This window comes from Pseudoalteromonas luteoviolacea (assembly GCF_001696455.1).
In the GTDB taxonomy this organism is placed as follows: Bacteria; Pseudomonadota; Gammaproteobacteria; order Enterobacterales; family Alteromonadaceae; genus Pseudoalteromonas; species Pseudoalteromonas luteoviolacea_C.
Map to the genome: position 1 here is coordinate 1 of NZ_MAUJ01000016.1, position 12,494 is coordinate 12,494.

At 44.1% G+C, this 12,494-nt stretch carries 13 protein-coding genes, 1 tRNA gene and 1 rRNA gene; 9 read left to right on the plus strand and 6 right to left on the minus strand.

Going from position 1 to position 12,494, the window contains the following annotated elements:
* Positions 1-85, plus strand: a 5S ribosomal RNA gene (gene rrf / locus A7985_RS27235); the annotation flags it as partial.
* A 500-nt stretch (positions 86-585) separates the two neighbouring features.
* Positions 586-1,383 carry a VOC family protein gene (locus A7985_RS23690; protein WP_065792889.1) on the plus strand — a complete coding sequence of 266 codons (798 nt, stop codon included), beginning with the start codon at positions 586-588 and terminating at the stop codon, positions 1,381-1,383.
* Here A7985_RS23690 and A7985_RS23695 read toward each other — a convergent pair.
* Positions 1,373-2,119, minus strand: coding sequence for a hypothetical protein (locus tag A7985_RS23695; RefSeq protein WP_065792890.1), 747 nt, complete (start codon positions 2,117-2,119; stop codon positions 1,373-1,375). The genes A7985_RS23690 and A7985_RS23695 overlap by 11 nt on opposite strands.
* Positions 2,120-2,263: 144 nt before the next feature.
* Here A7985_RS23695 and A7985_RS23700 point away from each other — a divergent pair, with 144 nt between their 5' ends.
* The 3 genes from A7985_RS23700 to A7985_RS23710 all read left to right on the plus strand — a co-directional run bounded on the left by A7985_RS23700 (position 2,264) and on the right by A7985_RS23710 (position 5,790).
* Positions 2,264-2,929: an SDR family oxidoreductase gene (locus A7985_RS23700; protein ID WP_065792891.1), complete on the plus strand. Its 666-nt coding sequence runs from the start codon at positions 2,264-2,266 to the stop codon at positions 2,927-2,929.
* A 110-nt stretch (positions 2,930-3,039) separates the two neighbouring features.
* The gene (locus A7985_RS23705) at positions 3,040-3,438 is read left to right on the plus strand and encodes a hypothetical protein (RefSeq protein ID WP_065792892.1); all 399 of its coding nucleotides are present in this window, start codon (positions 3,040-3,042) and stop codon (positions 3,436-3,438) included.
* A gap of 15 nt (positions 3,439-3,453) precedes the next feature.
* The gene (locus A7985_RS23710) at positions 3,454-5,790 is read left to right on the plus strand and encodes a fatty acid cis/trans isomerase (RefSeq protein ID WP_065792893.1); all 2,337 of its coding nucleotides are present in this window, start codon (positions 3,454-3,456) and stop codon (positions 5,788-5,790) included.
* Positions 5,791-5,824: 34 nt separating this feature from the next.
* On the opposite strand, the gene A7985_RS23715 is transcribed toward A7985_RS23710, so the two are convergent.
* On the minus strand, positions 5,825-6,451 hold the full coding sequence (locus tag A7985_RS23715) for a peroxiredoxin-like family protein (protein WP_065792894.1): 627 nt from the start codon (positions 6,449-6,451) through the stop codon (positions 5,825-5,827).
* Between the two features lie 119 nt (positions 6,452-6,570).
* Here A7985_RS23715 and A7985_RS23720 point away from each other — a divergent pair, with 119 nt between their 5' ends.
* Complete coding sequence (locus A7985_RS23720; protein ID WP_065792895.1) at positions 6,571-7,191, plus strand: dUTP diphosphatase; 621 nt, start codon at positions 6,571-6,573, stop codon at positions 7,189-7,191.
* Here the strand turns inward: A7985_RS23720 and yrfG are convergent.
* Positions 7,188-7,859 (minus strand): GMP/IMP nucleotidase, encoded by a 672-nt coding sequence (yrfG, locus tag A7985_RS23725; RefSeq protein WP_065792896.1) that lies wholly within the window; start codon positions 7,857-7,859, stop codon positions 7,188-7,190. The genes A7985_RS23720 and yrfG overlap by 4 nt on opposite strands.
* Before the next feature lie 60 nt (positions 7,860-7,919).
* Here yrfG and nudE point away from each other — a divergent pair, with 60 nt between their 5' ends.
* From nudE to A7985_RS23740, 3 genes are all read left to right on the plus strand, one after another.
* Positions 7,920-8,483: an ADP compounds hydrolase NudE gene (gene nudE, locus A7985_RS23730; RefSeq protein WP_065792897.1), complete on the plus strand. Its 564-nt coding sequence runs from the start codon at positions 7,920-7,922 to the stop codon at positions 8,481-8,483.
* Between the two features lies 1 nt (position 8,484).
* Positions 8,485-9,276: a 3'(2'),5'-bisphosphate nucleotidase CysQ gene (gene cysQ / locus A7985_RS23735; protein WP_065792898.1), complete on the plus strand. Its 792-nt coding sequence runs from the start codon at positions 8,485-8,487 to the stop codon at positions 9,274-9,276.
* A gap of 248 nt (positions 9,277-9,524) precedes the next feature.
* Positions 9,525-9,601 (plus strand) — tRNA-Met (locus tag A7985_RS23740).
* A gap of 218 nt (positions 9,602-9,819) precedes the next feature.
* On the opposite strand, the gene A7985_RS23745 is transcribed toward A7985_RS23740, so the two are convergent.
* The 3 genes from A7985_RS23745 to A7985_RS23755 form a co-directional block, all read right to left on the minus strand.
* On the minus strand, positions 9,820-11,004 hold the full coding sequence (locus A7985_RS23745) for a dipeptidase (RefSeq protein WP_065792899.1): 1,185 nt from the start codon (positions 11,002-11,004) through the stop codon (positions 9,820-9,822).
* 86 nt (positions 11,005-11,090) lie between these two features.
* Positions 11,091-11,345 carry a YheU family protein gene (locus A7985_RS23750; RefSeq protein WP_065792900.1) on the minus strand — a complete coding sequence of 85 codons (255 nt, stop codon included), beginning with the start codon at positions 11,343-11,345 and terminating at the stop codon, positions 11,091-11,093.
* An 8-nt stretch (positions 11,346-11,353) separates the two neighbouring features.
* The gene (locus tag A7985_RS23755) at positions 11,354-12,334 is read right to left on the minus strand and encodes a hydrolase (protein WP_065792901.1); all 981 of its coding nucleotides are present in this window, start codon (positions 12,332-12,334) and stop codon (positions 11,354-11,356) included.
* Between the last annotated feature and the right edge of the window lie 160 nt (positions 12,335-12,494).

A 12,494-nucleotide genomic window follows, 5' to 3' on the forward strand; every position in this document is an offset into this window, starting at 1 on the left:
GATCCCATGCCGAACTCAGTAGTGAAACGAAATAGCGCCGATGATAGTGTGGGGTTTCCCATGTGAAAGTAGGACATCGCCAAGCACCAAATAAAAGAAAGCCCGATTCGAAAGAGTCGGGCTTTTTTGCGTTTAAGTCCCTTAGCAACAGCTAAACCGGCTCATTTCACCTTGCGCAAAAGAAGCGTGCTCGCTGCGTTTGTAGTGCTAAATCGTGCTTTAGCGCGACTTTAGCGCAAGGTGAAGCAAGTAACTTTCACTGGCATTGATATGGACTCTAAGTATCAATTAAAGTCATTCATAATTGAAACGTGTTGGGTCATGACTCCCTCACCGCTTGTTAAAATTTCTTATTTCACCTTGCGCAAAAAGAGCGCACTCACTACGTTCGCCGTCGCTAACTTTTTGCACTTAATTCACCCCTGAAGCTGGGTCCCATCGCGCATCCATGCGCTCACTTCCTCATACTGCGAAACTTTGTGCCGGTCATTCGTCACCCTATGTGCCTACCTGAGTCATTCGAGATTGCGAATAAGCTAATATCTGCTTAACTGTAAGTGGGTTCGTCTATTAGGAATAATAATCATGGCACGTATTGAAAGAAAACAAATAGGGGAGTTTTGTTGGTCAGAGCTTTGTAGCTCTGATTGGGGAGCAGGTAAATCGTTTTATACTCAGCTATTTAACTGGCAAAGTATTGATCAACCGATTGGTGAGGATTGTTTCTATACAATGCTACAAAAAGAAGGTGATGACGTCGCTGCCATGTACCAAATGATGCCAGAACAGAAAGAAGCACAGGTACCCAGTCATTGGTTGGGATATATTGCCGTGGATAATGTAGATGAGCTGGCTGAGCGGGCAAAGAGTTTAGGTGCTGAAATCATAGCGGGGCCACATGATGTGCCGGAAGCAGGCCGAATGGTGCTGTTGCATGAACCAGGAGGTGCCAATTTTGCGCTTTGGCAAGCCGGAGGCCATGTTGGCACAAAAAGAGAATTAGAAGCAGGAACGCCATATTGGTACGAGTTAGCAAGCCAAGATAGTGCTAAGAGTGAAGCGTTTTATTGTAAGTTATTAGGTTGGCAGGCAACACATCAAGCAATGGAGAATATGGATTATGTGATCTTTAGCAGTGATGGCAAGCCAGTCGCTGGGATGTTGGAAATGACCGATGAGTGGCAAGGGATACCGCCGCATTGGATGTTGTACTTTGCTGTTATAGATTGTGCTGGAATAGCCAAGCAAGCGGCGGAGTTGGGTGGCCAAGTGTGTGTCCCACCGACTGATATTCCAGAAGTCGGGCGTTTCGCAGTTATTACCGACCCACAAGGGGCTGTATTTTCAGTGATGGCACCAACTATGGATGTCATTACTCCTTAAGCATATTGTTTGTAGTTAATTGAACTATTTCGCCATGACAGTTGGCGAATTCGTTACTTAAGCTATTAATAAAGGCGGTAAGCTCGCCACTGGCGAGCTTTTCCCTAATGCTGTCATCGAGTTTACTGCGCAGTGTTAAGTGTTTTTTATGAATATAGTGGTGTATCTTGACGCCCTGCCCAGGGAGAATTTGCATGTAAATTCTGTGTAGCCCAGAGTCACATAACGATCCGATGCTAAAGTGATCAGTTGCCAAAAGTTGTTGGCTATGATTTTTGGCCAATGCTTGAAAAGCTGAGATAGTATTTTGAACTGCGTGACAATCAAGTTTATGGCGTTGGCAGTATTGAATGGACAGCAAACTGCCTTCGATAATGACAGTATCTTCATTGGGGTTAAGTTCACAAAATTGAGGTTCTAAGCAAAAAACAGCCAAGCGAACAGTTGCGAGCGGTGTCGGTATTGGAATAAGCGCATCAAAGTCATACATTGCACTTTCAACGCGACCAGCTTCGGCATCAAAGTGCCCCTCGTTTACCCATTGGAGGCCTCGCTGTGTGGGTAGATAATGAAATTGAGGCGATATATTCAAAGGGTGGTATATGGCTGTAAAAATGCGCTCAACATGCTGTTTTCCTAAATGAAAAGACATGCTTTCACTGACGTTAATATTGTACTCCGTGGCAAACGATTGTGTGTTGCATAGTATTGCCACCAATGCAATCAAGCACTTCACATTACTTTGTCCATATTAGGGCTATGCACTAAGCCTAGCAGAACTCCTGAATTCTTGTATCTTATACTGCTATCGGATCTTGAATCTGTCGAAGCATGCCCCAATCCTAAATGCTTAAATTAATATGTATATCGAGGATAAAGAATGAAAAAGCACGTTGTTATTACTGGTGCGAATCGTGGTATTGGCCTTGAGTTTTGCCGTCAGTATTTGCAGCTTGGCTATCAGGTGACGGCTGTTGTAAGAAAGCGCTCGGAAGCGTTAGAAGCACTTTGTTTGAGCATCATTGATGACATTGATGTAAGTTGTGAAGCTGGTGTCACAAAGTTAGCGCAACAGTTGCAAGGTGTTGAAATCGATATCCTCATCAATAATGCGGGGATCTTTAGTAACGAAAGCCTTGCTGATATGAATTTTGACCGTATAGAAACTCAATTCGCTGTCAATGCGGTTGCACCTGTGCGCATTACCCATGCTTTGCAGTCTTCGTTAATTGCTGGGGCAAAAGTTGCGATGGTCACGAGCCGAATGGGTTCTATTGCTGATAATGGTTCAGGTGCATACATTGGCTATAGAATGTCTAAAGCGGCGCTGAACGCCGCGGGTGTGAGCCTTGCTCATGAATTTAAGCCTAGAGGTGTTGCTGTAGCACTGCTACACCCAGGTTTTGTACAAACTGAGATGGTGAATTATGCTGGGGATATTGGGCCTGATGTGGCCGCTGAGCGTTTGATCAAACGCATTGATGAGTTGGACTTATCAAATACAGGTACTTTTTGGCATTCAAACGGCGATGAACTACCTTGGTAGTAAAGCTACGCGTAAAGGGCTGTACAACCCAGCCCTTTACGAACGGGATTGTTCGGTTTTGGTTCATAGAACTATGCTACACTTGCAAAAAATGATTCTAGAGTTAAAGCATGGAACTACAAGAAAATACCCCATTAATCCTACCTTTATTTTTATTGAGTGATGATTTAGAAAGCCGCGATATCGAACGCCCAGATATGCAATTATCTGTTAATCTAACGGCAGAGCTGCTCGCTAACCTATGTCAAAATCCGGCTCCAGAACAGAGTATTAGCATTCCATTAGAGCGCTATGAGCTAAAAGACATTGAAGCCAGTTATACTGATTTGTTGGCCAGTGGTCATCATGCGCAGTTACTTTTAAATCACGGCCCTGTATTAAGTGCTGTGCTTAGCCCCAGTGGTGCCGAAGCCCTATTTGTTTCACCGCCAGTGGATATGATGCCGACGTTTGATTTAGGCCTCGATGACGACGAAGAAGAAAACAGTCACGAGCAATCTGCAAACTAAATTCGGAGTCGAGCAATGGCGCAGAAGCGTTTTATCTGGCTAGCGAGCGCATTCATTTTATTGAGTGGGTGCGCGGTACTAGGCGTCAGTCATTACGATGATTTATTTGGTCCCGAACAGCCGCGAGAGCGAATGGTTTCTTACCCTCAAGGTGGGGCTAAGTATTTACAACAAGTAAAACCTGTTTTAGATAACCGCTGTGTTGTATGCCATGGTTGTTATGATGCACCGTGCCAGCTTAAGCTGAGTTCACCACAGGGCATTGATAGAGGGTTAAGCAAGGCCTTAGTGTACGATGGCACACGTCTTTTAGCCGAATCTCCAACGAGGTTGTTGTTTGATGCTACAACCACTGAACAATGGCGTGACAAAGGCTTCTCCCCTGTACTGAATGAGCGCGTGCAAACCGAATACGCCAATTTGCACGGTGGGGTAATGTACCAAAGCCTTTTATTGAAGCAGCGCAATAGTTTTCCTGAACAAGCAATTCTAGGAAGCGAGTTTGACTTCTCTTTGGATAGATCGCAAAGCTGTCCATCAATTGAAGAGTATGACGACTATGCAAATGCTAACCCCCATGGTGGTATGCCTTATGGCCTTCCTGCGCTCACAAACCACGAGTTTGCACAATTACAAAACTGGTTGGAACAAGGCGCGCAAATGGGTGAAATTTCCCCGCCCTCAAAGGAAGTGCAAAATCAGGTCGATAAATGGGAGCAGTTTTTAAACCAGTCTGGCAATAAACACCAATTGGCTGCACGTTATATTTACGAGCACTGGTATTTGGCAAACATTTATTTTGCGCAGTATGATCAGAAAACCTTTTTTAAACTCGTTCGCTCAAAAACCCCGCCTGGTACACCGATTGAATTAATAGCGACGGTTCGGCCATTTGATGACCCAAAAGTGTCGCGGGTTTACTATCGCTTGATGCACGAGCGCAGCACCATTTTGTCAAAAACACATCTGCCACTGGCACTGGATGATGGCAAAATGAGTCGTTTATATGCTCAGTTTTATAACCGCGATTATGAAGTGAAAGCGCTTCCAGGGTATGCCCCAAAATTGGCCGCAAACCCTTTTAAAACGTTTGCTGCGATCCCCGTTAAGTCGCGTTATCAATTTATGTTGGATGAAGCCGAATTAATTGTAAAAGGCTTTATTAAAGGTCCGGTATGTCGCGGGCAAATTGCGCTTAATGTGATTAACGACCATTTTTGGGTCGCCTTTGTGGATCCTGATAAAAATGCCAATCCAGCGGTTGAAGCACTACTGGTGGAGCATGATGATGATTTATTACTGCCTGCGGCTGAACAGAGCAATGTGCTTCCTCTGTCGAGTTGGGCGAAGTATGCAAAACGCCAGAGTGATTATCTCAAGGCAAAAACAGAGCTATCCAATCACATTTTTAACGAGGGTGGTAAATTAGACCTCGATCTTATTTGGCAAGGTGACGGTCACAATCCAAATGCAGCTTTGACTATATTCCGCCATTTCAATAGTGCAACTGTGGTTAAGGGATTTGTAGGTCAGCAACCGAAGACAGCATGGGTACTGGATTATGCGCTGTTTGAACGGATCCACTACTTACTTGTGGCGGGGTTTGATGTCTATGGCAACATTGGTCATCAGCTAATCACTCGCTTATACATGGATTTTTTGCGTTTAGAAGGTGAGCAAAATTATCTGAATCTTTTACCGAAAAGTCACCGTCAAGAGATAAAGCAGTACTGGTACAGGCAGTCACATTTAAGCTTAAGTGAGTTTATCAATCGCAAGAGTTTACTCGGTGCAGAGAGCCACATTGCCTATCACTCTGATGATCCACAAACAGAGCTTTATCACAAAATGCGCGAACGACTGAGCAAGGTCATGCATCAAGAGTATGATTATCATGCGGTGCCAGATGACTTAAAGCAGTTGAACCAACTGCCAATTGCAGCGGTTAAAACGCTGCCACAAGTGACGTTTGTGCTTGTTCGCAATGAGCAAGGTTCGCATCAGGCTTATACGGTGCTGCGTCACAATGCGCATTTCAATATTTCTAGTCTGCTGAATGAATCAGGACAGCGTGCATATGAAGAGGATTATGTCACGGTGCTTCCAGGGTTTGTGGGCGACTACCCAGAGGCCATTTGGTATTTGCCTAATCAAGCGCATGTTGAGGCATTTGTGGCTGGTTTTGCGCAGGTTGTGGATGAAGCGAGCTACCGAAAATTGAAAGCGCAATTTGGTATCCGAAGAACACATCCGCAGTTTTGGCAATACAGCGATTTAATGCACGACGTGGCAAAGCGTTACCGAGGCGTGGAGTTCGGTTTATTCGATTATAACCGCTTAGAAAACCGTTAAAGTGCTAGAAACACACTTTAACGGCGCTATTTATTTAAAGTTTACTGGCGGCTGTGACGGCTGCCAGTAATACTTTTTCATCTAACCTAACTTTGTAGTTTGGGTTCGCATATTGAAACTGGACTAGACCTTTTTTGTCGATGACAAACACGGCCGGTACTGGCAGCGCGACACGGTCATTACCGTCAAGGTCGACAAAGTTCACACCAAGCTTATTGCGATATGCAGAGGCTGTTTTGTTATCTAGGAAGTAGGCTAACCCTAAAGCTTGTGCATAAGCCATTTCGTTATCCGACAGCAGTAAATAGTTTGGCGACTCAATGGTGCTTTTCGCAAGTGCGTCAGGTGAATCGGGTGAAACCGCAATTATCTGAGCGCCTAATGAGGCAATCTGTGACTCAATTGCTTGGATGCCTTTTAGCTGGCGTGTGCAGTATGGGCACCACCCACCACGATAAACAACAACAATCGACGTTTTATTTTTATACAGTGTCTCTAAATTAACGGCCTTGCCTTGGCTATTTTTTAACGTAAGCGCTGGAGCTTGAAGACCAGGTAATAAAGGTGACACAGATTCAGGCGAGTTGCTGATGTTGGTGACAGTCGCCGCAGAAGCGAGTGGTGTAATCAAAATCAGGCAAATAATCAGTAAAATCGGCATGGGTTCCTCTGTATTAAGCATTAGTGAATGTTATTAGACAGGCAAAGTGACGAAATGCTTTCGCTCGGGTATGATATTACGCGTATCCTTTTTTATTTATCACCTCAAAGAGAGCAAATATGTCTGCAAATATCACCAAGCTAGTAGTGATGCTGGAAATGCAAAATGCGATGAATACCAAAGTGCATGAGCAATGGTTTAGTCAAGGCTTTGAATGGTATCGAGCGATATGGGTTGAATGCGCAGAGATGCTTGATCATTATGGCTGGAAATGGTGGAAGAAACAGACTCCGGATACTGAACAAGTGATCTTGGAGCTTGTAGATATTTTTCATTTCGGACTGTCGTTGAGAATAGACGGCGAAACCTCATTTGAAGAATTGGCAAAGCAGTTAGAGACTGAACTTGCTTCACCCAAGCAAGCAGAAGATTTTAAACAAACATTAGAGCATTTGGCAGCAAGTGCGGTGGCAGATAAGGCATTTAATGCGGCTGCTTTTGCTGGGTGCATGCAGCAAATTGGTATGTCGCTTGATGATCTGTACCGTGGCTATGTCGGTAAAAATACACTGAACTTCTTCCGCCAAGATCATGGCTATAAAGAAGGGACTTACATTAAAGTGTGGGACGAAAAAGAAGACAATGAACACTTAGTGGAAATTGTGAAAAGCCTAGATACAGAGCACCCAGACTTTGCAAAGCAGGTATATACCGGATTAAAAGCACGTTATCCTGCTTAGTTTATTGGCAGTAGCGTTCGATAATCGCTAATTGCTAGGTAGTCAGTGATCTCCCTCGGGGCTTGCTGACTATCTGGATTTTCAATCGCCAGTAAGTGGCCAATACCATATTGTTTTGCGGCTGCAAGCACGCTCAGACTGTCGTCAACAAACAGTGTTCGAGCTTTATCAAATTGTAGGTCTGCTTGTACTTGTCGCCAGAGACTTTGGCTTTCTTTACTCACACCGTATTGATGCGTCGAGATCACTCTATCTAAATAACCATCAAATTGGGTGCCACTGAGTTGTGTTCGTTCAATTTTGAGGCTGAGGCTATCTGGGTGCGCATTGGTGAGCAAAATAAGCTCCTTACCTGCCGACTTTAAGGCTTGCAAAAATTCTGGCACGTCTTCACGTACAGAAATGAGATCTTGGATCTCTCTTTTTAGTTCCATAATGGGGAGCTGCAACTGCGCCTGCCAATAGTCTAGGCAGTACCATTCAATTTGCCCCATAACGGCATCATATCTCGCGAGAATGTCTGCTCGGGCCTGTTCAAGGCTAATGCCTTGTTTAACCGCGTGTGCTTTGGGAATAATTTCTAACCAAAAATGGTTATCAAAGTGAAGATCTAGCAAAGTGCCGTCCATATCAAGTAGGACTGTGTCGATATTTGACCAATTTAGCATAGGCTTTTAACTGCAAAGGCTTTATGATTAGGTTATCAACATCATAGCAAATAAAAGTTTATGTCACAGAAAAAGCATCCATGTCCGCCGGAAATTTTATCGTCTGAAGTTGTTGCGAAAAGTAAGCTGTTTACCGTTGAAGCCCTTTCTTTGCAATTCTCAAATGGAGAACAAAGGCTGTATGAGCGAGTTAAAGGCGGTAAGCGTGGTGCTGTGATGATTGTGCCAATTACTGCTGAAAATGAACTACTATTAGTTAGAGAGTATTGTGCAGGTACACACGATTACCAGTTAGGTTTTCCAAAGGGGTTGATAGACCCCGGAGAAACGCCTGTTGAAGCGGGCAACCGAGAGCTAAAAGAAGAAGTCGGCTTTGGTGCAAATTTTTTCGCTGATTTAAAAACAGTTTCTTTGGCGCCAAGCTATTTCAAAGCACACATGCATATTTTGGTTGCTAAAGATTTGTATCCTGAGCGTTTAGAAGGGGACGAACCTGAACCTTTGGTGGTGGTGAAGTGGCCTTTATCAGACTGGCAGACTTTACTTGAGCAACCTGACTTTACCGAAGCGCGTAGTGTGGCTGCACTATTGTTGTTACAGCAGTTTTTACTAAAGGAGGTTTAAGTTGCAAACCTACTTAGAGCCTTGTATTGAATTAGCACAACTGGCTGGTAAAGCGATTATGGCGATTTACCAGAAAGAGGATATCGGCCAGCAAGAAAAATCCGATCACACACCTGTTACAGCAGCGGACCTTGCTGCCAATGAGGTGTTATTGACAGGCCTTTCGGCGCTGGCACCTGACATCCCCATCATGTCAGAAGAAACCCCCATTCCCCCACTAGAGCAACGCCAGAGTTGGCAGCGTTATTGGTTGTTAGATCCAATGGATGGCACCGGTGAATTTATCCTAGAAAGTGGTGATTTTGCAGTGAATATTGCACTAATCGAAAACCATCAACCCGTGCTTGGAGTTATTCACTGGCCCGCAAAGGGCATCACCTACTTTGCAACGAAAGAAGGCGGTGCGTTTAAGCGTGAACAAGGCCATGATGAACAGATTTTTGTTTCTCCGCCCGATACGTTAACGCTGGCTGTGAGCCGCAGACAGAAAATTGAAGCGGTGAGCCAGTATTTAAATAGCCAGTTTGATACCATTGCACTTGGCTCATGTTCGCTAAAAGCGTGTATTATTGCAGAGGGTAAGGCCGATTGCTTTTTGCGAGTTGGTCCAACTGGAGAGTGGGATACAGGCGCGTCACAGATTATCGTTGAAGAAGCTGGCGGGTGTATCACTGATGCTGAGTTCAACCCATTGACCTATAACCAACGAGAAACCACTGAAAATCCGGATTTCATCGTAATGGGTCATCCTGATTGGCAATTTCAAAAGCTGATTAGTCCTCATCAAAGGTAAACTAGTCATTGGCGAATGGTGCTTTTTAGAGAACTAGAACGTATAAAAAGCATCCCCAATGGTGGATTAAATAACGGAAAATGCTGCTTTCACGGTTAAATTTGATTGTTTGTGTGTTTTTTGAACGCTTAAAAAATTAATTTTCGTCAAATCCTTGCAATAAAAATAAATTTAGATATTATAGCGACCTCTTTACGGAAGAGCTTAAAAAGCACTTTTTTAAAGAGGCATCATTAGATGCATACAGGCGCGGGATGGAGCAGCCTGGTAGCTCGTCGGGCTCATAACCCGAAGGTCGTCGGTTCAAATCCGGCTCCCGCAACCAATTTCTGTATCAGTCTAACTTTTCTTCAATTTTTTATTTTAGTGTTTATCTCTTGTCTTTTTTATTCGCATACTTAATTTTCAAATGCTGTGTTTTCGTCTTTGCTTTGGTTTCTATTCAGTTGTCGACACTGACACTTTAAACTTAAGTGCTTAGCAGTCGCGATTGACTGAACGAGTACAAAAATAAGGGCAAGCCTTCACTTACCCAATTAGACATTAGAATTTTGCGGCGTATGCTTCAGCTTGCTTCCACACTCTAAGTGTATTGCCACCAAGGATAAGCTTAATGTCCTTTTCACTATACCCTCTGTCTAGCAGGCCTTGAACTAAGTTGGGGTAAGTAGAAACATCTTTTAACCCTATGGGCAATGAATCACCCACGCCATCATAGTCTGAGCCAATACCAACATGCTCAATCCCAATTAACTTCACGACATGATCTATGTGATCTAATACTTGCTCTAATGTGGCAAATGGAAATGGGTTCCGAGCGATATAGGCTGCGCGGAAATCAGTTTTATTAGCTCCGCGGCTGGTTGCTTCTTTTTCTTCGGTGCTGCGTTTGTCATACCAACTACGAGATGAAGAAGTAACAAAGCTCGAGCCAAAATTGATTTGGATTACGCCGCCATTTTTCTTTAATGCTAAGAGCATGTCATCATCCATATTGCGCTCAAACCCTGGCGTATATTTTCTCAGGGATGAATGAGAGGCAATCACAGGCACCTTTGACACTTCCATTACTTGATAAAATGCGGCATCAGAAATGTGGGAAACATCGATAAGCATGCCTATTTTATTCATTTCGACAACGAGTTGCTTACCAAAAGGGCTGAGGCCTTTCCACTTTCTACGGACGTCGTATGAAGAGTCAGAGATGTGGTTACTCTGCGAATGAGCAAGCGTAATGTATCGAACACCTCGGTCAAAAAAATGGGTAAGATTTGCGAGATCGCCTTCAATTGGCGAACCATTCTCCATGCCCATTGCGATAGACATCAAACCTTTATCAAACTGCGCTTCAATGTCTTTGGTGCTATATGCCATAGCAAATTTTTGAGGCGCACGTTGTGCTAGCGCTTCCATGCCATCAATGAGCTGATTGGCGAGTTGGTAGCTTTTCCCCTTACCTTCAAATTCTAGGCTGGCAGGAATATAAATTGACATGAACGGCGCATTGAGGCCCCCTTTCATCGCGCGAGGGTAATCAAAATCACCCCCTTCGGTTGCTTTTGATACATCATCCCATTTCTCATTTATGCGATAGGGAACATCAATATGCGTGTCGATCAGGAGGTTCTCTTGAGCCAAACGAATGGCACGTTCCGATGCGGAGTATTCTTTAGCATGAACCGATGAAACCGCTAATGCGAGAACACAAAGAGCTGAGCTTAACTTCATTTTTGCGCCTTTATTATGATTGTGAAGTTTGATTGTAACAACTAATTCACGCGGCTCAATCCCAAAAACAGCATTCTCGTTCAGTATTAATAAATAGGTTCAGATTGGTAATCTTCGCTTTGCATCGCTTGGAACTGAGCTTTACTCACAATATTGACTGATTCGTGTAATTCAGAGAATACGATTAAGGCCTCACCGCTTTGCAGTTGCGCTTTGACTTGTGCGACTTTTTGCTCTGTCGTTACTTCACTGTCACCATAGTCAGTTCCTTCACGTAAGACATAGTGCTCAATAAGGGTAACTAGGGTGGTTGGGTCAATCTGTTGATATGGGATCAGCATAAATGTCACTATTTAATAAGAGAATGAATATAGGCTGGCACGACTTGCTCCAGCCAATATATGGGTTTAAGGGGGTTTGCTCCAGCGATAAAGCCGACATGCCCCCCGCGCTGTGATACAGCCAGCTGAACATGTTTGCTGATCTGTGCTGCAACAGGTACTGCCTGTTTAGATAACATGGGATCATCTTCTGCATGGATCAGTAAGGTTGGTGTTTCAATCAGGCTTAAATAAGGTTGAGAGCTGGCCTGCGCGTAATAATCTTCAGCGCCTTTAAAGCCATGCAATGGCGCTGTTACTTGATCATCGAATTGCCATAGGTCGTTAATGTCGGCGAGTTGCGCTGCATTTAATGGAATTTGACCACTTATTTGATCAAGCTTTCGTGAGAACGACTTTTTCATTCTATCTAACAAGTATTTTTGATACAGCTTAAAGCAACTCTTTCGGATCACTTGGCAAGAAGAGGATAAGTGATAAGGGGCGGAAACAACCGCGGCACCTTGCAACCCACTGCTTTGACCGCGCTCGCCCAAATACTTCGCGAGCACATTCCCACCCAAAGAAAACCCAACCGCAAACAAGGCGCGATTGGGAAAGCGTGCTTGTAATGTTTTAATCAGGTGGCCAAGATCTTGCGTTTCACCACTATGGTAAGCCCTCGCTTGCTTATTGACCTCACGAGAACAGTTCCGAAAGTGCATCAGCACAGCATCAAGTCCAGTTTTGGTAAGGGCTTGCAGCATACCTTTGGCATAAAAGCTATGAATGTTGCCCTCTAAACCATGTAAGACAACCACTAAAGGAGCCTGCCTATTGCCATTTTTAGCCCACGCTAATTCAAGGAAATCATCATCGGGTGTTTGAAGATGTTCATAATGGACATTGGCTTTGAGTCTGGGCCTAAATGCTCTTGGGAGTATTGTTTGTGCGTGACGGTTACGCATCCACCAAGCTGGTCTAAAAGTAAGATCAAGCTGTTGTGACATAAATCAGAAAAGTTCTCTTGCTAACACTTTAACGCTGCCAGTGTATCAGAGCTGGGCATAAAAGATAATTAACGGTACGAAATAAGGCGGTTGAAAATAAAAAGCACCCGACCAGCTGGGCTGATAAGGTGCTTTGTGCGTCGTGCTTAATTCTTGAAAC

Coding starts and splice junctions, on each gene's coding strand:
- A7985_RS23690 (WP_065792889.1), top strand. CDS start 586: ATGGCACGTATTGAAAGAAAACAAATAGGGGAGTTTTGTTGGTCAGAG.
- A7985_RS23700 (WP_065792891.1), top strand. CDS start 2,264: ATGAAAAAGCACGTTGTTATTACTGGTGCGAATCGTGGTATTGGCCTT.
- A7985_RS23705 (WP_065792892.1), top strand. CDS start 3,040: ATGGAACTACAAGAAAATACCCCATTAATCCTACCTTTATTTTTATTG.
- A7985_RS23710 (WP_065792893.1), top strand. CDS start 3,454: ATGGCGCAGAAGCGTTTTATCTGGCTAGCGAGCGCATTCATTTTATTG.
- A7985_RS23715 (WP_065792894.1), bottom strand. CDS start 6,451: ATGCCGATTTTACTGATTATTTGCCTGATTTTGATTACACCACTCGCT.
- A7985_RS23720 (WP_065792895.1), top strand. CDS start 6,571: ATGTCTGCAAATATCACCAAGCTAGTAGTGATGCTGGAAATGCAAAAT.
- yrfG (WP_065792896.1), bottom strand. CDS start 7,859: ATGCTAAATTGGTCAAATATCGACACAGTCCTACTTGATATGGACGGC.
- nudE (WP_065792897.1), top strand. CDS start 7,920: ATGTCACAGAAAAAGCATCCATGTCCGCCGGAAATTTTATCGTCTGAA.
- A7985_RS23745 (WP_065792899.1), bottom strand. CDS start 11,004: ATGAAGTTAAGCTCAGCTCTTTGTGTTCTCGCATTAGCGGTTTCATCG.
- A7985_RS23750 (WP_065792900.1), bottom strand. CDS start 11,345: ATGCTGATCCCATATCAACAGATTGACCCAACCACCCTAGTTACCCTT.
- A7985_RS23755 (WP_065792901.1), bottom strand. CDS start 12,334: ATGTCACAACAGCTTGATCTTACTTTTAGACCAGCTTGGTGGATGCGT.